At 61.4% G+C, this 23,216-nt stretch carries 20 protein-coding genes, 1 pseudogene and 1 riboswitch; of the genes and pseudogenes, 8 read left to right on the top strand and 13 right to left on the bottom strand.

All coding sequences use genetic code 11. The features are described 5' to 3' along the window. Window positions 1-30 precede the first annotated feature (30 nt). The 3 genes from cpdA to PDR5_RS02505 all read right to left on the bottom strand — a co-directional run bounded on the left by cpdA (window position 31) and on the right by PDR5_RS02505 (window position 2,012). Entirely contained in the window at window positions 31-846 is an 816-nt protein-coding gene (gene cpdA, locus PDR5_RS02515; protein ID WP_064593072.1) for a 3',5'-cyclic-AMP phosphodiesterase, read from the bottom strand. Window positions 847-951: 105 nt separating this feature from the next. Next, window positions 952-1,404 carry a DUF1249 domain-containing protein gene (locus tag PDR5_RS02510; RefSeq protein ID WP_039766596.1) on the bottom strand — a complete coding sequence of 151 codons (453 nt, stop codon included), beginning with the start codon at window positions 1,402-1,404 and terminating at the stop codon, window positions 952-954. After that, complete coding sequence (locus PDR5_RS02505) at window positions 1,395-2,012, bottom strand: NUDIX domain-containing protein (protein WP_064593070.1); 618 nt, start codon at window positions 2,010-2,012, stop codon at window positions 1,395-1,397. Before PDR5_RS02505 ends, PDR5_RS02510 begins: the two co-directional genes overlap by 10 nt. A gap of 221 nt (window positions 2,013-2,233) precedes the next feature. On the opposite strand from PDR5_RS02505, the gene PDR5_RS02500 reads away from it, so the two are divergent. Continuing rightward, window positions 2,234-2,980 carry an RsiV family protein gene (locus tag PDR5_RS02500; protein WP_064382905.1) on the top strand — a complete coding sequence of 249 codons (747 nt, stop codon included), beginning with the start codon at window positions 2,234-2,236 and terminating at the stop codon, window positions 2,978-2,980. Here the strand turns inward: PDR5_RS02500 and cytX are convergent. Both cytX and thiC read right to left on the bottom strand, forming a co-directional pair. Further along, window positions 2,949-4,241, bottom strand: coding sequence for a putative hydroxymethylpyrimidine transporter CytX (gene cytX, locus PDR5_RS02495; RefSeq protein WP_064593068.1), 1,293 nt, complete (start codon window positions 4,239-4,241; stop codon window positions 2,949-2,951). The two genes, PDR5_RS02500 and cytX, sit on opposite strands and share 32 nt — an antisense overlap. A 171-nt stretch (window positions 4,242-4,412) precedes the next feature. Next, the gene (thiC, locus tag PDR5_RS02490; protein WP_064593066.1) at window positions 4,413-6,302 is read right to left on the bottom strand and encodes a phosphomethylpyrimidine synthase ThiC; all 1,890 of its coding nucleotides are present in this window, start codon (window positions 6,300-6,302) and stop codon (window positions 4,413-4,415) included. Between the two features lie 146 nt (window positions 6,303-6,448). Beyond that, window positions 6,449-6,554, bottom strand: a riboswitch (TPP riboswitch). A gap of 196 nt (window positions 6,555-6,750) precedes the next feature. Between thiC and PDR5_RS02485 the strand changes: the two genes are divergently transcribed. Next, on the top strand, window positions 6,751-8,184 hold the full coding sequence (locus PDR5_RS02485) for a TolC family outer membrane protein (protein ID WP_039766588.1): 1,434 nt from the start codon (window positions 6,751-6,753) through the stop codon (window positions 8,182-8,184). Window positions 8,185-8,215: 31 nt separating this feature from the next. On the opposite strand, the gene waaA is transcribed toward PDR5_RS02485, so the two are convergent. Together waaA and PDR5_RS02475 are read right to left on the bottom strand one after the other, a co-directional pair. Beyond that, window positions 8,216-9,496 (bottom strand): lipid IV(A) 3-deoxy-D-manno-octulosonic acid transferase, encoded by a 1,281-nt coding sequence (gene waaA / locus PDR5_RS02480; RefSeq protein WP_064593064.1) that lies wholly within the window; start codon window positions 9,494-9,496, stop codon window positions 8,216-8,218. Between the two features lie 11 nt (window positions 9,497-9,507). Next, the gene (locus tag PDR5_RS02475; protein ID WP_064593062.1) at window positions 9,508-10,410 is read right to left on the bottom strand and encodes a LysR family transcriptional regulator; all 903 of its coding nucleotides are present in this window, start codon (window positions 10,408-10,410) and stop codon (window positions 9,508-9,510) included. Window positions 10,411-10,512: 102 nt separating this feature from the next. On the opposite strand from PDR5_RS02475, the gene PDR5_RS02470 reads away from it, so the two are divergent. The 4 genes from PDR5_RS02470 (at window position 10,513) to PDR5_RS02455 (ending at window position 14,031) form a co-directional block, all read left to right on the top strand. Beyond that, window positions 10,513-10,845, top strand: a complete 333-nt coding sequence (locus tag PDR5_RS02470; RefSeq protein ID WP_064593060.1) for a DMT family transporter — start codon at window positions 10,513-10,515, stop codon at window positions 10,843-10,845. A gap of 204 nt (window positions 10,846-11,049) precedes the next feature. Next, window positions 11,050-12,225, top strand: coding sequence for an NAD(P)/FAD-dependent oxidoreductase (locus PDR5_RS02465; protein ID WP_064593058.1), 1,176 nt, complete (start codon window positions 11,050-11,052; stop codon window positions 12,223-12,225). Further along, complete coding sequence (locus PDR5_RS02460) at window positions 12,222-13,034, top strand: aldo/keto reductase (RefSeq protein ID WP_064593056.1); 813 nt, start codon at window positions 12,222-12,224, stop codon at window positions 13,032-13,034. The genes PDR5_RS02465 and PDR5_RS02460 overlap by 4 nt, the downstream gene beginning before the upstream one ends. A gap of 31 nt (window positions 13,035-13,065) precedes the next feature. Beyond that, window positions 13,066-14,031 carry a hypothetical protein gene (locus PDR5_RS02455; protein ID WP_064593054.1) on the top strand — a complete coding sequence of 322 codons (966 nt, stop codon included), beginning with the start codon at window positions 13,066-13,068 and terminating at the stop codon, window positions 14,029-14,031. Window positions 14,032-14,035: 4 nt separating this feature from the next. On the opposite strand, the gene PDR5_RS02450 is transcribed toward PDR5_RS02455, so the two are convergent. The 5 genes from PDR5_RS02450 to msbA all read right to left on the bottom strand — a co-directional run bounded on the left by PDR5_RS02450 (window position 14,036) and on the right by msbA (window position 20,065). Then, on the bottom strand, window positions 14,036-14,836 hold the full coding sequence (locus PDR5_RS02450) for a hypothetical protein (protein ID WP_064593051.1): 801 nt from the start codon (window positions 14,834-14,836) through the stop codon (window positions 14,036-14,038). Between the two features lie 13 nt (window positions 14,837-14,849). Continuing rightward, complete coding sequence (locus PDR5_RS02445) at window positions 14,850-15,521, bottom strand: hypothetical protein (protein ID WP_236188600.1); 672 nt, start codon at window positions 15,519-15,521, stop codon at window positions 14,850-14,852. Window positions 15,522-15,536: 15 nt separating this feature from the next. Then, the gene (locus PDR5_RS02440) at window positions 15,537-16,511 is read right to left on the bottom strand and encodes a glycosyltransferase family protein (protein ID WP_064593047.1); all 975 of its coding nucleotides are present in this window, start codon (window positions 16,509-16,511) and stop codon (window positions 15,537-15,539) included. 129 nt (window positions 16,512-16,640) lie between these two features. Continuing rightward, window positions 16,641-18,062, bottom strand: coding sequence for a bifunctional D-glycero-beta-D-manno-heptose-7-phosphate kinase/D-glycero-beta-D-manno-heptose 1-phosphate adenylyltransferase HldE (gene hldE / locus PDR5_RS02435; RefSeq protein WP_064593041.1), 1,422 nt, complete (start codon window positions 18,060-18,062; stop codon window positions 16,641-16,643). A 200-nt stretch (window positions 18,063-18,262) separates the two neighbouring features. Then, window positions 18,263-20,065 carry a lipid A export permease/ATP-binding protein MsbA gene (msbA, locus tag PDR5_RS02430; RefSeq protein ID WP_064593039.1) on the bottom strand — a complete coding sequence of 601 codons (1,803 nt, stop codon included), beginning with the start codon at window positions 20,063-20,065 and terminating at the stop codon, window positions 18,263-18,265. A 154-nt stretch (window positions 20,066-20,219) separates the two neighbouring features. Here msbA and PDR5_RS02425 point away from each other — a divergent pair, with 154 nt between their 5' ends. Both PDR5_RS02425 and PDR5_RS30005 read left to right on the top strand, forming a co-directional pair. Next, window positions 20,220-22,082 carry a bifunctional O-antigen ligase/aminoglycoside phosphotransferase family protein gene (locus tag PDR5_RS02425; RefSeq protein ID WP_064593037.1) on the top strand — a complete coding sequence of 621 codons (1,863 nt, stop codon included), beginning with the start codon at window positions 20,220-20,222 and terminating at the stop codon, window positions 22,080-22,082. Between the two features lie 58 nt (window positions 22,083-22,140). Next, window positions 22,141-22,269 (top strand): annotated as a pseudogene (locus PDR5_RS30005) (acyltransferase family protein); the annotation flags it as partial. A 49-nt stretch (window positions 22,270-22,318) separates the two neighbouring features. On the opposite strand, the gene PDR5_RS02420 reads toward PDR5_RS30005, so the two are convergent. Beyond that, a complete protein-coding gene (locus tag PDR5_RS02420; protein WP_064600654.1) occupies window positions 22,319-23,203 on the bottom strand; it encodes a glycosyltransferase in 885 nt (294 codons plus the stop codon). Between the last annotated feature and the right edge of the window lie 13 nt (window positions 23,204-23,216).

Raw genomic sequence — 23,216 nt, 5'->3', positions numbered from 1 at the left:
AGCTTGCTCGCGAAGGACGCGGCTCGGTTTTCAGTAGCCTTCAGAGCCGTAATCGACGGTGAACTCGAAGTCGGTGACGCGCTCGACGCCAGTCTCCAGACGTCCATCCGGCAACAATCGCAACCAGCGATACCCCGGCGCCTGCTCGCCGACCTTGAAGCCTTCGCTTCCCGGCTCGAACTGGATGCAGGTCGACGGCGAGGCAATCAGCCTTACGCCGTTACGTTCGCGGTCGATTTCCTGATGCACATGCCCCCACAGTACCGCGCGGGCCTGCGGGAACCGATCGAGCACCTCGAAAAACGCTTCCGGATTGCGCAAGCCGATCGGCTCCATCCAGGGGCAGCCGATCGACACCGGATGGTGGTGGAAGCACACCAGATGATGGCGATCCGGCGCTTCGCTCAGGGAGCCGGCGAGCAGTTGCAGTTGGTGATCCTGCAAATACCCCGGCACCGATCCGGGCACCGCCGAATCGAGCAGGGTCACTCGCCAGTTGCCGACATCCACCACGGACTCCAGCAACGCGCTCTTCACAGTCGCTTGAGCCATGATCTGCGGTTCGTCGTGATTGCCGGGGATCCAGCGGGCCGGTGCGTCGATCTGCGCCGTCATCTGCCGGAATTGCTGGTAGGACTCCAGCGTACCGTCCTGGGACAGGTCGCCGCTGGCAACGATCAGGTCGATCCGCGGTTGCTGTTCGAGCACCAGCTCGATGACTTTTTGCAGACTCTCGCGGGTGTTCATGCCCAGCAGCGTTCCGTCCGCCTCGGCGAACAGATGGCTGTCAGAGAGTTGCACCAGCAACGCCGTGTCGGCGGTGGTCAAAGTCGATACGCTCGGCAAGGCGTTCTCCCCCGGGATCGCGGGACTGGATAGGTGCGGCAATTATGCGGGGGGACACCACAAAGAGAAACCGGCGAACCGGACGCAGTTCACAACTTGCGCTGGTTATCGGACTGCCGCGTATTCGTGTCCGCACGCCAGACAATGACTCAGCCATTCACCCAGGAACAGATTGAGCTGGGCTTTTTCGTCCGGCTGGTGCATGGCCGCATTCGGGTAAGGATAGACGCCGCGAAAGCGTCGCGCATGCTCGGCACTGATCACCTCGGCCATACGCGCGTCGTGATAGACCTGCACCTCCAGTTGCGGCACCGGCAGCCATGGCAGGCTGTGTTCCTGACGCACCTGCAGAGTCGTGGTGTACGGACAGGCCTGCAGCACTTCCAGAGTCAGCACGCCGAGCATCTGGTCGCCCTGGGTTACCGCGATGCGCCGCGCTTCGGGGTCGCTGCGCATGTCTGGCAACAGTCGCATCAGGCGCGCGTAGTTCGCCTCGCAGGCGGCTTGCAGCCCTGCGAGGTCGACGCGGTAGCGATCGCGCAACTTGTTTACGACCATAGCCCCCTCACTTCGGCGCGATTGAGCGCCAGCCACTGCAAGGCGATGATGCTCGCCGCATTGGCAATCCGTCCGTCACGTACGGCCTGCAAGGCATCTTCAAAGGCCCAGACCGTAACGCGAATATCTTCAGCTTCTTCCTCCAGCCCATGCAGGCCGCCTGCGCCTTCGGTGCTGCAACGCCCCAGATACAGATGCACAAATTCGTTGCTGCCGCCCGGCGATGGAAAGTATTTGGTCATCGGCCACAGGGCTTTGATGTCCAGCCCAGCTTCCTCCTGCGCCTCGCGGTGAGCAACTTCTTCCGGCTGTTCGTCCTTGTCGATCAGACCGGCGACCAGTTCCACCAGCCACGGGTTGTCCGCCTTGCCCAGAGCCCCGACGCGAAACTGCTCGATCAGCACCACTTCATCGCGCTGCGGATCGTAGGGCAGCATGCACACCGCATCGTGGCGCACGAACACTTCACGATTGATTTCGCGGCTCATGCCACCGGCGAACAGTTCGTGGCGCAAGTGCAGACGGTCGAGCTTGTAGAAGCCCTTGTAGCACTGCTCGCGTCGCACGATATCGACGGCGCTCGGAATGGCTTTGGCAAAATCGGTCATGAGCATCCTCTTTACTGCAAATCCAATACGAGGCGCCTTACCTGCGACCTCGACTTCGCGCCATCCTAACGCGCCCGTGACGTTTGATGCAGCCCCTTTACTGTCAGCGGGATGGACGGTGGAGGCGAAACCCACTCTAATTAGCTTAGTGGCGAACTGACCGCTTCGTTGAGAGTCGAAGCGGTAACTTTTTGCCTTCCCCTGCTTCAGAAAGGACGCCCATGTCGCTTTTCAAAATCGCCTCCGTGGCCGCCATCGCCCTGACCCTGGGCGCCTGCGCCAGCCTGTTCCAGCCCAACTACCGCACGCCGCTGGAAACCACCCGCGACGCCTCGGAAACGCTGAAACCGGGTTGCTCCAACCAGGACTGCCCGCTGGTAAACATCGATACGTTGCGCTTCCCGGCAGAACCGGCGCTGGACGGCATCATCGAAAAACGCCTGCTGCAAATGACCCGCACCACACCGAACGCCCCGGTGGCGCCGACGCTGGCAGCGTATCGCGAGCAGTTCCTGGCCAACGCCGGCCCGCGCAACAGCAGCTATTTGCAGGCGAAAGTACGCGAGCAGCATGACGGTCTGGTGATCATCGAAACCTCGAGCTATTTGGACACCGGCGGTGCCCACGGTACGCCGGGACGCGGTTTCATCAACTATTCGCGTCAGCAGCACAAGGTGCTGACCCTGGCGGACATGTTGCTGCCGGGTCAGGAAGAGGCGTTCTGGAAAGCGGCGCAAGTGGCGCACAACAGCTGGCTGATCAGCACCAAGCTCGATCAGGAACCGGAATTCGTGAAGAGCTGGCCGTTCGTCAAAACCCCGAACGTGGCGCTGACCTACGGCGGCGTGATCCTCAAGTACGACGTGACCACCATCGCGCCTTATGCGCTGGGCCACGTCGAACTGAAGATCCCTTACCCGCGCCTGAACGGCATTCTCAAGCCCGAGCTGTTTCCCGGCCGTAACTGAAAGCCCGGCCGAGCACGAGTTGCAGCAGCCCTGCCAGCACCAGCGCCGGCAGGGTCGCGCCGACATCCGGATACAGATTGGCCAGCAAGTGATAGGTGCTGATGCCACCCAGCCAGGCCAATAGTGCCGGCCAGCGCAAGGCGGCCGACGCCACTTGGGCACTGCGCTTGCGCAGGATGAAGTGATCCACCAGCACCACGCCGAACAGCGGCGCGAACACCGAGCCGATCAGCAGCAGGAAATTCTGGTACTGCGCCAACGGCGCGAACAAGGCGATCAGGGTGCAGATCACACCGATGGCCAGCGCCAGATGCTCGACTTTCAGACGCAACAGAATCCCGCTGGACACCGCTGCCGAGTGAATGTCGGCGAAAGCGTTTTCCGACTCGTCCAGCAGAATCAGCAGCAGCGGAATGCCCAGACCAGCGCCAGCCAGTGCCAGCAGCAGCGCGTTGACTTCACCGCTTGGCGCAAAGGCCAGGGTGTAGGCGACGCCAAGACTCATCAGCCAGAAATTGCCGATGAAGAAACCGATCGCCGTGCCGCCGAATACGTTCTTCGCCCGTTTGCCGAAACGCGAGTAGTCGGCAATCAGCGGCAGCCACGACAGCGGCATCGCGATGGCGATGTCGAAACCCACGGCGAGCGGCATCGAGCCATCCCCGGCCTGAGCCCACAAGGCGGCGAGATCGGCCTTGGCGAACAGGTTCCAGGTCAGCCAGATGCACGCGGCCAGAATCAGCCAGATGCCCCACTTGCGCAGGATCTTGCGCACGAATGTCAACGGCCCGCTGACCGCGAGCAATGTCGCCAATGCGCCGAAGCACAGCGTCCACAGCATCGGACTGGCCCACAGCGAACCTTCGCTGAACGCACGGGTGCCGAGCAGGCTGGCCGCATCGCGCATGACGATGATTTCGAACGAACCCCAACCGATCAGTTGCAGCAGGTTGAGCAGCGCCGGCAGGCTCGCGCCTTTGCTGCCGAGGCTGAGTTTCAGCGCGGCCATCGACGACAGGCCGGTGTCACTGCCTATCACGCCAACGGCGGCCAGCAACAGGACGCCGACCAGGGTGCCGAGGAAAATCGCCAGCAGCGATCCCGACAGGCCCAGCCCCGGCGCCAGCAACGCGCCGGTCTGCAACACCATCAGGCCGATGCCGAGGGAAAACCACAGGGAAAACAGATCGCGACCGCCGAATACACGCTTGTCGGCGGGCACGGCGAGGTCGGGGGAATAAGTACCGGGTTGAATGCTCAAGGGTGTTATCTCAGAGGGACATTTGTTGTTGTGCTGACCCGTTGCGATCGTTCCCACGTCGAGGCGTCGAACCGTCCGCGTGGGAATGCAGCCCGCGACGCTCCGCGTCACTGGACGCGGAGCGTCCCTAGAGGCATTCCCACGCATAGCGTGGGAACGATCAGTGCGGGATCAAACTTTTTTGTACAGCTGACTGCCTTCCTTCTTGAACCGCTCGGCCTGTTCCGCCAGGCCCTGGGCGACGTCCACGTCGACCGCGTCGATCCGCTGGTTGGCCGCGTATTCGCGGACTTCCTGAGTGATCTTCATCGAGCAGAATTTCGGCCCGCACATCGAGCAGAAATGCGCGACCTTCGCCGAGTCCTTCGGCAGGGTTTCATCGTGATACGAACGGGCGGTGTCCGGGTCCAGACCGAGGTTGAACTGGTCTTCCCAGCGGAATTCGAAACGCGCCTTGCTCAAGGCGTTGTCGCGGATCTGCGCGCCCGGGTGCCCTTTGGCCAAATCCGCCGCATGGGCCGCGATCTTGTAGGTGATGATCCCGGTCTTCACGTCATCCTTGTTCGGCAGACCCAGGTGTTCCTTCGGCGTCACGTAGCAGAGCATGGCGCAACCGAACCAGCCGATCATCGCCGCACCGATACCCGAGGTGATGTGGTCGTAACCCGGTGCGATGTCGGTGGTCAGCGGGCCGAGAGTGTAGAACGGCGCCTCGTCGCAGCACTCCAACTGCTTGTCCATATTCTCTTTGATCAACTGCATCGGCACGTGGCCGGGGCCTTCGATCATGCATTGCACGTCGTGCTTCCAGGCGATCTTGGTCAGCTCGCCGAGGGTCTCCAGTTCGCCGAATTGCGCTTCGTCGTTGGCGTCGGCAATCGAGCCCGGACGCAGGCCGTCGCCCAGCGAGAAGCTGACGTCGTAGGCCTTCATGATTTCGCAGATTTCGTCGAAGTGGGTGTAGAGGAAGTTCTCTTTGTGGTGCGCCAGGCACCACTTGGCCATGATCGAACCGCCACGGGACACGATGCCGGTCACACGCTTGGCGGTCAGCGGCACGTAGCGCAGCAACACGCCGGCGTGGATGGTGAAGTAGTCGACGCCCTGCTCCGCCTGCTCGATCAGCGTGTCGCGGAACAGCTCCCAGGTCAGGTCTTCGGCGACGCCATTCACTTTTTCCAGTGCCTGATAAATCGGCACGGTGCCGATCGGAACCGGCGAGTTGCGGATGATCCACTCGCGGGTTTCGTGAATGTGTTTGCCGGTGGACAAGTCCATCACGGTGTCCGAGCCCCAGCGAATGCCCCAGGTCAGTTTCGCCACTTCTTCTTCGATGGACGAACCCAACGCGCTGTTGCCGATGTTGCCGTTGATCTTCACCAGGAAGTTGCGGCCAATGATCATCGGCTCGAGTTCGACGTGGTTGATGTTGGCCGGAATGATTGCGCGACCACGGGCGATTTCTTCGCGCACGAACTCAGGGGTGATTTCTTTCGGAATGCTCGCGCCGAAGCTGTGGCCGGCGTGCTGCTGCTTCAACAGACCGGCAGCGCGGGCCTCTTGCAGCTTCATGTTTTCGCGGATGGCGACGTATTCCATCTCGGCAGTGATGATGCCTTTGCGCGCGTAGTGCATCTGGCTGACGTTGGCCCCGGCCTTGGCGCGGCGCGGGTTGTTGACGTGGGCGAAACGCAGCTTGGTCAGCTCTGGATCGGCCAGGCGTTCCTGACCGAAATTCGAACTCAGGCCTGGCAGACGCTCGGTGTCGCCACGGTCGTCGATCCACGCCGAACGCACGTCGCCCAGACCTTTGCGCACGTCGATCACCACGTTCGGATCGGTGTACGGGCCCGAGGTGTCGTAGACGGTGACCGGCGCGTTGATTTCGCCGCCGAAGTCGGTCGGGGTCACATCAAGGGTAATTTCGCGCATCGGCACGCGGATGTCCGGGCGGGAGCCCTGAACGTAGACTTTTTGCGAACGGGTGAACGGTTGAACCGACTGCTCGTCGACCTTGGCCGAGTCACTCAGGTTGATCGCGCTTTTAGATTTTGTAGTCATCACGGGCTCTCCAGACAGCATCCAGGCAGTGGATTGTCGGAGCAGAACCTGAAAGGCACGGACGCACCAGGACTGGTGCTGTGCATCGTCGTCGAGCGTTCGATTGTCGAACAATTTCCCGGACGAAGCACAAGAGGACTCGCCGGGTGACGAGAAATCTTGTTCCCTACGCAGGCGCTAACCTGATCAGGTTCAACGGGATCCGAAATTATTCGATCTCAGCCTCATAGCAAGGCACCCCGACAAGAACCCGGCCAGTCTAGACACAACCGGCAAAGAACGCCAACACCGCGGCAAACACCATGATGAATGGCGCAATTGGCAGATTGTTGCCTGCCGTCGGCGCTACTACACTCGCTACGCCATGCTGCGCCTTGACGCTGCATGGGCCGCGCCTTACCTTTGGCGCCCGGATTACTTCCATAATATTCATGCTAGGGATCGCCTCATGCTGCGCAAACTCTCACTGGCTGTCGCCGTGTCTTGTGCGTCCACCGCAACGGCCTGGGCAGCAGAAGCGCCTTTATCGACCAGGACCGATCTGGTCAGCGTCTACCAGGAAGCGGTCGACAACAACGCCGACCTGGCCGCCGCCCGCGCCCAGTACGGTGCGCAGAAAGAAGTGGTGCCCCAGGCCCGCGCCGGGCTGCTGCCGAACCTGTCCGGCGGCGCTGAAGTCGCCAACGTGCGCACTTCGATCGACCAGCCCTCGGCCATCGCCAATCGCAGCGCGCACTCCTATCAGGCGACGCTGGCGCAACCGCTGTTCCGCGCCGATCGCTGGTTCCAGTACCAGGCCGCCAAGGACGTCAACGAGCAGGCCGCGCTGCAACTTTCGGCCACCGAGCAGAACCTGATCCTGCAAACCGCCGAAAGCTACTTCAACGTGCTGCGCAGCCAGGACAACCTGGCCTCGACCAAGGCCGAGGAAGCCGCGTTCAAGCGCCAGCTCGACCAGTCCAACGAGCGCTTCGACGTGGGCCTGTCGGACAAGACCGACGTGCTGCAATCGCAAGCCAGTTACGACACCGCACGGGCCAACCGGATCGTCGCCCAGCGTCAGGTCGATGATGCGTTCCAAGCGCTGATCACCCTGACCAACCGCCAGTACAACTCGATCCAGGGCATCGTCCACACGTTGCCGATCCTGCCGCCGGCGCCGAACGACGCCAAGGCCTGGGTCGATACCGCCGCGAAACAGAACCTCAATCTGCTGGCCAGCAACTACGCGGTCAGCTCCGCCGAACAGACCCTGAAACAGCGCAAGGCCGGGCACCTGCCGACCCTCGACGCCGTGGCCAAATACGAAAAAGGCGACAACGACGCCCTCGGCTTCTCCAACCCGAACGCGTTCGGTACGCCGTACAGTGGCAACGTCGAGCAGAGCACCGTGGGCCTGCAACTGAACATCCCGATCTACAGCGGCGGGCTGACCAGCTCGCAAGTGCGCGAGTCGTACTCTCGGCTGGACCAGACCGAGCAGCAGCGTGAAGGCCTGCGCCGGCAAGTGGTGGAGAACACCCGCAACCTGCACCGCGCGGTGAACACCGACGTCGAGCAGGTGCAGGCGCGCCGCCAGTCGATCATCTCCAACCAGAGCGCGGTGGAAGCCACGGAAATCGGTTACCAGGTGGGGACGCGCAACATCGTCGATGTGCTCGACGCCCAGCGTCAGCTCTACACCTCGGTGCGCAACTACAACAACACCCGCTACGACTACATCCTCGACAACCTGCGCCTGAAGCAGGCGGCGGGGACATTGAACCCGGGCGACCTGCAGGATCTGACGCGTTATCTGAAAGCCGACTACAACCCGGACAAGGATTTCCTGCCGCCGGATCTGGCCAAGGCTGCCGAAGCCCAGCTAAAGGCCCGGCCTTGAACAAAAAAACGCAGCCCTGAGGCTGCGTTTTTTATGGGCGGTCGATCAACCTTCCCAGGCCATCGAGCAAGCGCTGCAACGCGCCCTGATTGCGGCGCATCACGCTCAGCCCGGCGTCGGCCATGCGCTGTGCGTCGCGCGGCAGTTCGAACAGACGCTGCACCTCTGTCGCCAGACCTTCGGCGTCATCCACCTCGGCCAAGGCCCCGGCGCTGCGCAGTTGCGCTGCGATATCGAGGAAGTTGAACAGATGCGGGCCGCTGATCACCGGTTTAGCCAGCGCTGCCGGTTCCAGCAGATTGTGGCCGCCGTTGGGCACCAGACTGCCGCCGACGAACGCGCTGTCGGCCAGGGCATAGAGAAACAGCAGCTCGCCCATGGTGTCGCCGAGCAGCACCGAAGTCTGCGCATCGACACGCGCACCAGTGGAACGACGCACCGTGGCAAAGCCTTCACGCTGGCACAACTCGAACACCGAGTTGAAACGCTCGGGGTGACGCGGCACCAGAATCAGCAGCGCATCGGGATGGTTGGCCAGCAAACGACGGTGAGCATTCAGCACCACCTCGTCTTCGCCTTCATGGGTGCTGGCAGCGATCCACACCGGGCGCTCCAGCGCCTGCCATTGGCCGCGCAGTTCAGCGGCGCGTTGCAGCAGTTGCGGGTCGATGGTCAGGTCGAACTTGATCGAGCCGGTGACTTCGACTGTCTCCGGGCGCGCACCGAGATCGCGGAAGCGCTGGGCTTCGGCTTCGGTCTGCACGGCGAACAGACTCATTTCGGCGAGCATCGGCGCGGTCAGCTTGCTGAACCGGCCATAGCCTTTGGCCGAACGCTCGGACAGGCGTCCGTTGGCCAATGCCACCGGAATCCCGCGTTTGGCGCATTGGTGAATGTGGTTGGGCCAGAGTTCGGTTTCCATGATCACTGCCAGTTTCGGCTGCACGCGATCCAGAAAACGCGCCGCCGCGCAGGGCAAGTCATACGGCAAATAGCAGTGCTGGATGCGTGGCTCGTTGGCGAACATTGCGTGAATGCGTTCCGAACCGGTCGGCGTCATGCAGGTCACGGTGATCGGCAGCTGTGGATAACGTTGCAGCAGCGCGCGAATCATCGGCGCGGCGGCGATGCTTTCGCCCACCGACACGGCGTGAACCCAAATACCTCCGGGCTGCAAGGTCGGCAGGCCATAGGAGAAACGTTCGCCAATCCGCTTGGCATACGCCGGCGCCTTGCGCGAACGCAGCCACAGCCGAATCGCCACCAATGGCAGCCCCAGGTAAAACAGCGCGGTGTAGAGAGTTCTATTCATGGCGGCGGAGTTTATCGGCTTTTGCCGCCGATCGCCCGCAGGTGTATGGCAAATCGCTCCGCCAGCCAACGCGCCGCCGGCCCGAGCGGTTCATCACGGCGCCAGACCAGTTCCACCACCAGCGCCGGCGGCGTCCATTCGCTGTCCAGTTCCACCATCAGGCCCTGATACGCCGAGTACTGCACCACGTGGCGCGGCAGCCAGGCCCAGCCGAGGTCGCGCACCAGCCATTCAGCCATCACGTAGAAACTGTCGGCGCGCCAGACCTGCGGACTGGCCGGTTCATTGCCGGGATAAATACTGGTCTGGGTCGACATCAACAACTGCCGATGCTGCGCCAATTGCTGGCAGGTGACGTAAGCCTGCGCTGCCAAGGGATGGTTGACGCCGCAGACCGTGACCATTTCCACACTGCCCAGCACCCGGCGCTCCAGCGCTTCAGGGATTTCATCGTGATAGAACAACAGCCCGAGATCGGCCCGGCGCTCCACCAGTTTGCGCGAAACCTCACCTTGGGCGGCGCTGGTCAGTTGGACTTCCAGGCTCGGGAATTGCTCGGCCAGCGCGGCAAAGCTTTCCACCAGCGCCTGATAGGGCATCGCTTCGTCCTGGGCCACCCGCAGCTGCGCCTCCTGCCCGCGCATCATGGCCACGGCCCGGCCGTTCAGGCGCTCGCACTGGCGCAACACTTCACGCGCCTCCTCCAGCAACGCCTCCCCTGCTTCGGTAAGACTCGGCTGGCGACCACTGCTACGCTCGAACAGACTGACACCGAGGTCGTCCTCGAGCATGGCAATCGCGCTGCTGATCGCCGACTGCGCCTTGCGCTGCTGACGCGCCACGGCGGAAAACGAGCGCTGTTCGGCCACCGCGACGAACACCCGCAACTGCTCCAGATTCCACTGCATGCTCATCGGCCAACCCATCTTGTAAACAGATAGGTAATGACTTTACCCCATCTGGGGAGTCACTAGAATGCCGCCTCAGAAAGCAATGCTACACACGAGGATTTGAACATGAACGCTTACGTCTATCTGGCCATCGCCATCTGTGCCGAAGTGATCGCGACCGTTTCGATGAAAGCCGTCAAAGGCTTCAGCACGCCGTTGCCGCTGCTGCTGGTCATCGTCGGCTACGCCATTGCGTTCTGGATGCTGACCCTGGTGGTACGCAGCGTGCCGGTGGGCGTGGCCTATGCGGTATGGGCCGGCATGGGCATCGTGATGGTCAGCGTCGCCGCGCTGTTCATCTATGGGCAGAAACTGGATATCCCGGCGATGCTCGGAATGGCGCTGATCGTGCTCGGTGTGGTGGTGATTCAACTCTTTTCCAAAACCGCCGGCCATTAACTGATTAATGCATAACCCCCTGTCGGAGCGGGCTTGCTCGCGAAGACGGTGTGTCAGGCAACATTGTTGTTAACTGATAGACCGATTTCGCGAGCAAGCCCGCTCCCACATTGCCCGACACCTTCCCCTCTGTTGATCATCGACAAATCCCCTTTTCCCCGAGTCTGTATACTGCGCCCTCGTCTTGAACACTGAGGTCGTTGCATGCCATCTCCAATTTCCACCGACGTGCTGATTGTCGGCGCGGGTGTCGCCGGTCTCTGGCTGAACGCGCGCCTGCGTCGCCAGGGTTTCTCGACCGTGCTGGTGGAAAGCGCCAGCCTCGGCGGCGGGCAGAGTGTGAAGTCCCAGGGCATCATCCACGGCGGCGCCAAGTACGCGCTGCACGGTGCGCTGACCGGCGCCTCGGAAGCCATCGCCGATATGCCGCGCCGCTGGCGTGAAGCCCTGGCCGGCAACGGCGAACTGGATCTGACCGGCGTGCGCCTGCTGTCCGAGGCCCACTACCTGTGGTCGCCGGGCACCCTGGCCGGCAACCTCACCAGTTTCTTCGCCAGCAAAGCGGTGCGTGGCCGGGTCGATCAGGTCAAGGGCGATCAACTGCCACCGGCCCTGCAAGACAAGCGCTTCAAGGGCAAGGTCTACCGCCTCGCCGAACTGGTGATCGACGTGCCGAGCCTGATTCAGCGTCTGGCGGATTTGTCGGGCGACGGTCTGCTCGCCGGCCAGAACATCGAGCCGTTGCTGGAAAGCGGCGTGCTGGTTGGCCTGAAAGTCGATGGCCGTGAGATCCGCGCCCAGCGCATTGTCCTCAGCGCCGGCGCCGGTACTGCCGACCTGCTGACTGCCTTGGGCCTGACTCATCCGGCCATGCAACGTCGGCCGCTGCATATGATCATCGCCAAGGGCCCGGGCCTGAAGCCGCTGTACGCGCACTGCCTCGGTGGCGGCACCAAGCCGCGTATTACCGTGACCACCCACCCGGCCGCCGACGGTCAGTGGGTCTGGTATCTGGGCGGCGACATTGCCGAATCCGAAGGCGTGGCCCGTGAGCCCGCCGAGCAGATCGCCACTGCACAAAAGGAAATCGCACAGCTGCTGCCCTGGATCGACCTGAGCACCGTGCAATGGGCGACACTGCGCGTCGATCGTGCCGAACCGTTGCAAACCGGCCTGACCCGTCCGGACAACGCGTTCCTCGCCGAAGAAGGTCGCCTGCTGGTCGGCTGGCCAACCAAACTGGCCCTGGCCCCGGACTTCGCTGACCGGGTGATTGCCTCCCTGGAACGCGACGGCATCCAGCCAAGCCACGCGGCTCCGTTACCCGAGCTGCCAAAACCACCGATGGGCGTTCCCGCCTGGGATCAACTGCTGCCATGAGCCTGCCGACCCTGCACGATTTGCATCGCCCGCTGGGCAGCACCGGGCTGCTGGTCTCGCCGCTGGGCCTGGGCACCGTCAAACTTGGCCGCGACCAGGGCGTGAAATACCCCAACGGCTTCCAGATCCCCGACGATGACGCTGCGCGCATGTTGCTCAAACAGGCGCGGGAGCTGGGCATCAACCTGATCGACACCGCCCCGGCCTATGGCCGCAGCGAAGAACGCCTCGGCCCACTGCTGCGCGGTCAGCGTCAGGACTGGGTGATCGTCAGCAAGGTCGGCGAAGAATTCGTCGACGGCCAGTCGACCCACGATTTCAGCGCCGCTCACACCCGGATGTCGGTGGAGCGCAGTCTGCAACGTCTTGAAACCGATTTTATCGACCTGGTGCTGGTGCACTCCGATGGCAACGATCTGGCGATCCTCAACGACAGCGAAGTCTACGCAACCCTCGCGGCGCTGAAGGCCGAGGGCAAGATTCGCGGCTTCGGTTTTTCCGGCAAAACCGTCGATGGTGGTTTGAAAGCACTGGAGCAAGGCGACTGCGCGATGGTCACCTACAATCTGAACGAACAAAACGAGAAGGCGGTCATTGACTATGCTGCTGCCCACGGTAAAGCCATTCTGGTGAAGAAGGCCCTGGCCAGCGGTCATGTGTGCCTGAGTCCCGGTGTGGATCCGGTGCGTGCCAGCTTCGAGTTGCTGTTCGCCCAGCCCGGTGTGGCCAGTGCCATCGTCGGGACAATCAATCCGCTGCACCTCGCCCATAACGTTGCGACCGTTGCCCAGGTCCTACGTGGACAATGACGCCGCCTCGCGGCCTTAAGCAGGAGCCGACATGCCGCGTACGCTCATCAGAAAGAACCCGAGCAACTTCAAGACGCTGCCGCTGTTCGTCGAAGCCACCCCGGAAGGCCTGACCTACCAGAGCGTGGGCATGCCGCTGAATTTCGCCCAGACCCTGCAGCGGCGCAAACCGGTCAGCGTGGCCGATGCCGAGCGTTTTGCGCTGGAGCTGGCCAACCTCGGCGTCTCGGTGCGCCTGACCCTGCACTGGCAGAATCGCGATTATTGGGTGCTGGTACGCCAGCGCCGGCAGGATCGCGGCGACGTGGTGCTCAAACTGATTTCCGGCTACGTGCCAGCCCATGAGCTGAATATCCCACTGCACACGGCGATTCAGGAAATCGCCGAGGAGTGCCTGCTGGAAACCCCGGAAGGCTGGCTCGGCGGGCGTTTCAACGACACCTGGCTGCCGGCGCCGTACGCATCGGCGCTGCATTATCGCGAGGCCCTGCCCTTTCGCCTGACGCCGCTGTCCGGCTCGGCACGGCCGGTGCGCTGCGCCAATCTGCAATTGCTCGAACGGCCACGGGCCTACGTGCATTTGCCGACCGCGTCCCTGCAGTTGATCTACGACCTGCGGCTGGACGTGCCCAAGGAGGCAAAATCCCTGAGCCTGTTCCACGTCGACGAGCGTCTGGAGGGAGATCAACTGGTGGCTCGGCTGGACCGCAAGCGCCCCGATCTCTACCTGATGCCGCTCAAGGACGGCGCGCCCTTGGCCGAGCTGTATACCCTCAAGCGCGACAAGCTCCTGCCGGCCAGCACCCGCGGGCTATATCTGGCCGAAAGCTTTGCGACCCAGACGGGCTGGGTCGTACGTGAAGAGCGGATTCGCTGGAAAGACTGGGTCGTGCAACAGGGCCTGCAACCGGCGAAGCCCCCTCGCGCGGGACTCAAGCAATTGAGTCTGAAGGCGCTGCGTCTGGTTGGTATTGGCAAGAAACGCGCGAGCAAATAGCCGATTAGCGCCGACGATCGATCCAGGTGCGCAAGGTCGCGAAGAAATGGAAATAACGGTTTTCACGCTTGCCCATGCCGCGTTTGGGCGAAAACGACTCTTCGGCAAAAGCGCCGGTGATTCGCACCCGAGAGGCTTGGGTCGGTAGCGTGCAGACTTTGGCACCGGTCTGCTGTAGCGCGTACTTGAGCAAGCGCTCGGAGTGCAGCTTTCTTCCCGTCGCTTTGCAGAATTGGAAAATGCGCTCGATCCGCTTGCCATAGGCGACATAGGTATCGCGCCCGCAAATGGCAAAGCGGTCGTTCAACCCGCCCCACCACTGCCAGTCCGGAATGTAGGCAGAGTGCCTCCGAGCCTCTGGATGATTGAAGACATAGGCGGGCAGCGGGTTGTGGAAGAAAATGTCCGGGCGCACGAACACGACGAAATCGGGATTGAAGGTTTCGATCATGCTGGTCACGGTGTGCAGTGAATTGAGCTGATAGATCAGGTTGCGCAGCGACGCATAGTCATCGGCCCAGGTATCGCCCTGCGCTTTGACCTGCTCGAAATCCCAACGCTCCAGCACCCCGTCAGTCGAAGTCAGGGCCCCGATCATCGGTTCGAACGGCTGATAGTTGTCAGCCGCCAACTCGCCTTTTTCGCCTGAGCGCAAGTTCTGTACTTCATCGATTTTGTACAAATGATAGAAGCACTGTACGTCGCTGCCCGCCGGAAACTGCGCCAGAACGTTCTGTTCAATGGAAGGGAAGCAAATCTGCGAATTTCTCGGGATCCCGAAAAAAGCGACGGCAATTTTCAACACTCAACAGCACCTTTTATTTTTGGCGAAAGAGCTTTTGCCACCAGCGACGGGGTTGCAAAGGCACCACAATGACGTCCGACTGCTGCAGCCAGTCGCGCTCGTAATCCCAGGCATGCCCACCCCACAGTTTCCCCGATTCGTTGGAAAACCCCAGGGTCATGAGCTGATAGGAATAACCAGCGTGACCGCGCAACCAGTCTAATACCACCAGCGTATTGAAACCGGTCGAAGGCCCAACGTAGCGCTTGCCGCCCGGACGGTCGACCGGATAGTTCCACAGGGGCGGCAGCGGGATGCGATCCCAATACATGGCCACCCGTGGCAACGGACACATCGGTGCGGCGCAGCCGACCAGCATGGTGAAACAACGCTCGCCCGCATGCTCGAACAACCGTTGCACGTCCGGGCCGTAAGGCAGACCAAAAAAATAGGCGTCCGGCGCGTTATAGCCATGCACGAAGACGTTCAAGCTTTGCTCGTTGAGCAGCGGCGCCTTGATGCAGGTGTTGAAACTGACGACGACGTCATTGGCGCTGATATTCAGTGCCTGAAAATCCGCCGCCGTGATGGCCGGGTTATTCGCGATCAGGACGACCCGGTGCGCGCGGCTCAGGCATTCGCGCAATGGCTCGGGCAACGCGCCCAGCACCGACTGGTTACCGCCGGGGAGCGCATCCAGCGCCATGTGTTCATCCTTCATTCAGACCGGCACCTTCATGCCGAAACGCAGTTTCACCCAGAACCGCGTGAATGCTGACGGCGGCTGCCATGGGCGCATCTCGCGCTGTATTTCAGTGGCGAGGGCCTGGCCGACACGGGCGAAAGAATAGCGACTTTCTGCAAAGGCCTGACCATTGCTGGCGATACGCTGCGACAGCTCCGGATCGCCCTGCAACAGTTTGATCTTTTCCACCGCCTCGTCTTCGCTGCGATAGAACACGGTGTTGTGCATGTCTTCGAAACCGAGCAACTTGTCTTCTTCGCCCTGACTCCAGGCCAGCAGCACACAACCGCAGGCCATGGCCTCGTAGTTCTTGATCATGAACTCGTTCATGCCGATGTCGGCGCTGACGAAAATCTTGATGCGATTGAGCGTTTCCAGGTATTCGGAGCCGGAGCGGGTGCGGGTCACCAGCATACCGGTACGCTGCGCCAGCGATTCGAGCAGAGCCTTGCGCTGGGCGTACTCGGTGCTCTTCAGGCTGCCGAGAAAACCGATGGGAATGTCGCGCTCGGACCCGGTGTTGCGCAGCATCTGCTCGTCATAACCCTTGGAGACGAACACCGTGTCGATGCCTTCAGCAAGCATCTTGCGTGCGACCACGGCCCCGGATACCAGCGCCCGGCAACTCGGCAGGCGCCTGTAGAGACGCGAATAAACGCCACGATATTTACTGGCGGGCATGTAGTTCTGGTAGGCGTCGTGTTCGAGAAAGACCAGCCCGGGAATGCACTTGAGCACCCGCAACTGCGGGACCAGGCGCTTGACCCTGGAGAAGATCACGACACGATCAAAGGTCTGGTAATCAACCGAGGCCAAAAAAGGCCCCAGGTTCATCTGTTGCTGTTTGCTGAGTCGATAGATGACGCATTCATCACAGTTCTGCTGCACGATGTCGTAGAGCCGGTCGAGAATGACCCGCTGTTCGTTCATCACCAGGAGCATGACTTTCATAGGTTAAATGACCACACGACGTAAGCAGGCAAGCGCAGCGGATTCAAACCTGCCAACATCAACGGAAACGGTTAGATCCCCAAGGCAAAATCCGTTCACACGCAGTACAAAACGATAAAGATCCATCTATCAACGACTGCGGATTTTTTCGACAATCGCGGTCGTCGAACTGTTTTCCACCAGTCCCAGCACTTTCACGGTGCCGCCATAAGCCGTCACGATGTCGGCGCCGACCACCTGGTCAATCCCATAATCCCCGCCCTTGACCAGCACGTCCGGCTTGACCTCGCGCAGCAGGTTTTCTGGCGTGCCTTCAGGGAAACTGATGACCCAGTCCACCGCCCCAAGCCCCGCCAGCACAGCCATGCGCCGGTCGACGCTGTTGATCGGACGGCCAGGCCCCTTGAGGCGGCTGACCGAAGCATCGTCGTTGACCGCGACAATCAAACGATCGCCTTGAGCCCGCGCCTGCTCCAGGTAGGTCACATGACCGGCATGCAGGATGTCGAAGCAGCCATTGGTGAAAACGATTTTTTCGTTGTGTGCACGGGCATCGGCCACCGCGAGCAGCAACTGCTCCAGGCCCAACACACCGCGCTCGGAACCTTCTTCACGCTGAATGGCGCGACGCAGTTCCGGGGCGCTGATCGCCGCCGTACCCAACTTGCCGACCACGATGCCCGCCGCCAGGTTGGCCAGCGCTACCGCGTGCGGCAGTTCTTCGCCAGCGGCAATCGCGGCCGCCAGGGTGGAAATCACCGTGTCGCCGGCACCGGTCACGTCGAACACTTCACGGGCCCGCGCAGGCAAATGCAGCGCCGGATGATCCGGACGCAACAGGGTCATGCCGTGTTCGCCACGGGTGACCAGCAGCGCGCCGAGATCCAGGTCATGCATCAGCGTCGCGCCCTTGGCCACCAGCTCGTGCTCATCGGCGCAACCGCCGACGATGGCTTCGAATTCGCTGAGGTTCGGGGTGATCAGGCTCGCGCCACGGTAGATCGAGAAATCCTTGCCCTTCGGGTCGGCCAGCACCGGAATGCCTTTGGCACGCGCAGCCTGGATCAGCGCCTGATGGTTTTTCAGGGCACCTTTGCCGTAGTCGGACAGCACCAGCACCTTGATGCCTTCCAGCAGGTCGTCGACCTGCGCGCCAAGGGCCAGTGCGTCGGTGGCGAACGGTTCTTCGAAGTCGATACGCAGCAATTGCTGGTGCCGGCTCATGACCCGCAGCTTGACGATGGTCGGCTGGTGCGCGATGCGCTGGAACAAGGCTCGTACGCCCGCACCCTTGAGGCTGTTGCTCAGGCTGTCGGCGGCTTCGTCGTCACCGGTCACACCGACCAGCGACGCCGGCGCACCCAGCGCGGCAATGTTCAAGGCAACGTTGGCGGCACCGCCCGGGCGGTCTTCGATTTGCTCGACTTTAACGACAGGAACCGGCGCCTCAGGGGAAATCCGTGAGGTACCACCATGCCAGTAACGGTCGAGCATGACATCGCCGACCACCAAGACAGGGGCTTGATCGAATCGCGGCATGGACAACTTCATGGAGCAACCCACATACAAAATGAACAGGGGCGCGATATTAACACAGGGTTGGCGAAGGCTTGTGCGGCGGCTGCAACAGGATTAAACCACAGGCCTTTTTGTGCATTTTTTAAGCAAGGAGGCTCTCAACCGACGACAGACCGGTGCAGCGAGAAAAAACGCCGGACGCATATTGCGCGCCCGGCGTTATCGAGGCCGGATCAGGCGATGTCTTCGGCCGGAGCGTCGAGACCCATGGCGTTGAGACGCGCGTAGTAGCCGTTCTGTGCCAGCAGGTTGTCGTGGGTGCCGCGCTCGACGATCCGGCCCTGGTCCATGACCAGAATCAGGTCGGCCTTCTCGATGGTCGACAGGCGATGAGCGATCACCAGCGTGGTGCGGCCCTTCATCACTTGATCCAGCGCCGCCTGAATGTGTCGCTCGGACTCGGTGTCGAGGGCCGAGGTGGCCTCGTCGAGAATCAGCAACGGCGCGTTCTTGAGCAAGGCACGGGCAATCGCCAGACGCTGGCGCTGGCCGCCGGAAAGCAGCACGCCGTTTTCGCCGACCTGAGTATCCAGGCCTTCAGGCAGCTGAGAAATGAAGTCCATCGCGTAGGCATCACGCGCGGCTTTCTCGATGTCTTCGCGCGGCGCCCCGGCCAGATCGCCATAGGCGATGTTGTTGGCTACGGTGTCGCTGAACAGCGTGACGTGCTGGGTGACCTGGGCAATATGGCGGCGCAGGTTCAGCAGCTTGTACTGTTCGACTTCCACGCCGTCGATCAGGATTTCGCCCTTGTCGTGGTGATAGAAGCGCGGAATCAGGTTGGCGAGGGTCGACTTGCCGCTGCCCGAACGCCCCACCAGCGCCACCATTTGCCCCGGCTCGACCGAGAAACTGATGTCATCGAGCACCTGCCGCTCGGTGCCCGGGTAGGTGAAGCTCAGGTTGCGTACATCGAGGCGACCGCTGACCGAGTCACGCTCGACCGTGCCGGTATCGACTTCCGGCTCGACGTCCAGTTGCTCGAAAATGCTTTCGGCCCCGGCCACACCTTTCTGGATGGTCGAACTGACTTCGGACAACTGACGGATCGGTTTGGGCAGCAGGCCCGCGAGCGTGATGTAGGCGACCATATCACCGGCCGATGCGTCGCCGCGAAGGTACAGCACGAGGAACATCAGGATCGCCATGGCGCTGTAGATCACCAGTTGCAGCAGCGGCGTATAGATGGCCCCGGTGCGGGTCATGCGCAACTGCTTGTCGGTATTGCCCTGGCTGGCATCGAGGAAGCGCTTTTCCTCGTAGGCTTCGCCGCCAAAGCTGCGTACCACGCGATAGCCCTGGATGGTTTCCGACGCCACGTGCGTCACGTCGCCCATGGCCAGCTGGATTTTCTTGCTCTGCTTGCGGAATTTCTTGCTCGCGGTACGCACCATGACGGCAATCAGCGGCAGAATCGCAACCATCACCAGCGTCAGCTTCCAGTTCATGAACAGCAGGGAGGCGAACAGGAAGATCACCGTCATGCCTTCACGGATTACGACCTTGATCGCATCTGTTGCCGCCCCCGTGACCATCGTCACGTTGAAGGTGATACGCGAAATCAGATGACCGGAGTTATGCTTGTCGAAATACCGGTTCGGCAGCACCAGCAAGTTGTTGAACAACTGCACCCGCAGATCGTGCACCAGGCCCAGCGAAACCTTGGCCAGGAAATAGTTGCCCAGATAGGATCCCAGCCCCTGCCACGCGGCGATCAGGATGATCAGCAGCGGTACGGCCTGCAACAGTTGCAGATCCCGCAGGTAAGGCACGGTGGGAAACAGCACCGCCTCGGGATTGGACAGACCGTCGACAAAGTACTTGAGGATGTAGCCGAGCATCGGCTGGGTCGAGGCGAAAATCAGAAAACCGACGATGCTGATCAGGAACAGACTGATGTACGGCCGGACGTAGCCGAGCAGGCGGAAGTAGATTTTCAAGCTCGAAGGGCTTGCGGCGGGACTGGAGTCGGTCATATCACGCGAAAGTCGATAAAAAGGACGCTGACTTTAGCACAGCTTCTTCAGGGTTCTGGCAATCGGCCAAAGGCTGTTATTGTTAGGCGTCTTTTTCTGCGTCAAATAGCCATCATCGAAATGGCCGATCAACTTCAGGATTGAATCTCTCAGCATGCAACTTCGCGGCTTCAGCAGTACGTCCAATCGAATTTTCGACTTCATCAGCCTGTGGATACTTCCCGTCGGCTACTTCCTGCTCTTGTGCGCGCTGTTTTTCCTGCCGGGTCGCAGTGTTCATCACAAGCTGTTTTACGGCTTGTTCAGCATTCCGACGCTGATTGCACTGTGCCTGCGCCCGCGGGAACTCAAGGAAGTGCTGCGTGAGCCGGTGTTCATTGCGTTGCTGCTGTTTGCCGCCTGGGCACTGCTGAGCCTTTGCTGGGGGCCGCAGGGCGAGCCGATAGGCGGCATGTTCAAACCTCCGCTGCATACCCTGATGCTGTTCGCCGGGTGTTTCCTGCTGGTTCGTTACCGCAGCGACATTCTTTCGCCATTGCTGTTCGGCGCCGCGCTGGTGGCCCTGGTCGCAACGATCAGTTTCCTGATTCCATTCGTGCTCCACTCTGAACCCGGCGAGCGCCTGATCGGTGGTGGCGCGTTCGACAACCCTTTGCTCAGCTCCCATCTGTTCGGATTTTTCTGCGCCTATTGGCTCAGTCTGAGCATGACCTGCAAGAATCGCCGGCTGTACTGGCTCAGCATTCCCGCGATGCTGATCATGTTCATGGCCGTGATCGGAACCGGCTCGCGCACCCCGCTGGTGGCGCTGACCATGGCGGCATTGTGGCTGAGCCTGATTTGCTGGAACCGTCGCTCGCTGGTGCTGCTGGGGACATTGGCGGTCGGCGGCGCAACCATGTCGGTGCTGTTCTCGAAGATGATCATCGAACGCGGTGACTCCTACCGTTTCGAAATCTGGCAGCAAGCCCTGGAAAAAATCGCCGAACACCCATGGATCGGCCACGGCTACAACGCCACACTGGCGATTGACCCGGGTGTCGGTTACAACTTCCAGGAACCCCACAGCTTTGCGCTGGGCGTGCTTTATTACGTCGGCATCCTCGGCATGCTGCCGTGGCTGTTCTTTCAGGCCTGGGGCTTGCTGAGCAGTTGGCGCCAGCGCGTGCAGCCGCTGCTGATCATCGCCTCGACCTGGCTGGTGTTCGGCATCGGTGCCGGGCTGACCGAGGGTGGCGGGATCATTTCGCGCCCCAAGGAGCACTGGTTCCTGCTGTGGATTCCTTTGGCGCTGATTGCAGCCCTGAGCATCAATCAACGGGCCCGACGTCTTTTGACAATGCCGGTACAGAAGCTTTCGGCATCCGCTCTGCAACAGCTCGGCAACGGCGCCCAGGTCATCGAGGAAGACGGACTCGGGCCGAAGGTCCTGCGCCTGGCCGATGGCAGCTTTCTCAAGCTGTTTCGCCGCCGCCGCTGGTACACCTCGGGCAGTTTCAATCCGTATTCCGAGCGGTTTGCCGTCAACAGCGAGCAATTGCGCCGAATGGGCATTCCCACGCCCCAGGTGCTGAACCTGTATCGCCTCGACGACGGCAGCAGCGCCGTGCATTACACGCCGCTGCCGGGCCACACCCTGCGCCAGGTCTTGCAGGGAATCACCGCGCCAGCCGTGCGACAGGCGCTGGTGGAACGTTTCGGCAAATTCATGGCCGGCCTGCATGAGCAAGGCGTGTATTTCCGCTCGCTGCACCTGGGCAATGTGCTGGTGCTGGAGGATGGCGAGTTCGGGCTGATCGATCTGGCCGACCTGCGGATCTACCCTTCGCCCCTCAGCCTGTCACTGCGTCAGCGTAATCTGCGCCACATGCAACGCTACACCGTCGACAAGCGCTGGCTGTTCGAGGATCACCTCGAGGCGCTGCTCCAGGGGTACGCCGTAACAGCGTCGAAATCCGCCGTAGAGAATCTGCACAAGCAAGTGCTGGCCGGCAACGCGCCGGCTCGGGTTCATTGATGATTCAGACCAGTCCGTTCATTACGCTGGCCGCCTCTGCCGGCCATCGTCACCGCCGCTGTTTCTGCTGTCGCTGTTTTTCGTGATCGTGGCTTCTGACAACACTTTGTTCGGTGCCTTGAAACCACGCAGCATCCGCTGGCTGAGGGAAATCAGCTACAGCACCTATCTGCTCCATGGCTTCGTGCAAGCAACTGGCGGAAAAAGTCGCTCGCCGAGTGCGAGCGACAACGACCTCAGTCTTTTTCCAGCGGCAAAAACAGTAACCGGCCCAGCCCGCGCCAGGTCTTCTTGTTCCAGGCCTTGAAAGGAATCTGCGCCAGCAGCTCCCGCGCCAGTTTGCGGTCGCGGTTGGCGGTCTTCAGAAACATCGAATTGAGCGACTTGTAGCGCACTTCGTCGTACAGCGGATGATCGCTGAACCGCGCGTAGGTGCGCAGGATGTTTTCGATCATGAAACGGTGGTTCTTGTAGGAGTTGGTGGCGTGCTTGCGATAGCGCGCCATCACCACGTTCAACCCATCGATGAAGTACCCGGCGCGGGTCACTTTCAGTTCGATGTACAGATCCTCCAGACGAATCGTCGGATCGAACCCGCCCACCTTGTCCAGTGCTTCGCGGCGGATCATCAGGGTCGGCGCCGGCGGGTACGGCTTGCGCTCCAGAAACATGTCATCGAAATCCAGGCGCCGGAACGGCACGTCCCGGCGCTGACGTTTCTCCGGATAGAGATTGCCGTCGGCATCCATCAACTCGATGTTGCCGGCGCAGATGCCCACTTCCGGCTTGCCGTCCATGTAGGCGACCTGTGTTGCGATCCGGTCCGGGTACATGATGTCGTCGGAACCGAACGGCACGATCAGGCTGCCCTTGGCCCGCGCGATCGCGCCATTGAGCGTATTGGTCAGGCCCTGGTTCTGCTGCACCCGGAAATCGAAGCCGTGCTTTTCCTGCAAGGCCTTGATGCGCTCGACGCTGTCGTCCTTCGAACCGTCGTCGATCACCAGCAGCTCGATGTTCCGGTAGCTCTGGTTGATGACGCTGAGGATGCTTTCCTCGATGTACGGCCCATGGTTATAGGACGCGATGATAACGGTGACGAGGGGTTGCGCATCGCTCATCGCTGCTGACTCG

The sequence above is a fragment of the Pseudomonas sp. DR 5-09 genome (genome assembly GCF_001655595.1).
In the GTDB taxonomy this organism is placed as follows: domain Bacteria; phylum Pseudomonadota; class Gammaproteobacteria; order Pseudomonadales; family Pseudomonadaceae; genus Aquipseudomonas; species Aquipseudomonas pharyngis.
The sequence above is the reverse complement of the archived record's forward strand: the minus strand, read 5'-3'. Positions and strand labels throughout refer to the sequence as shown.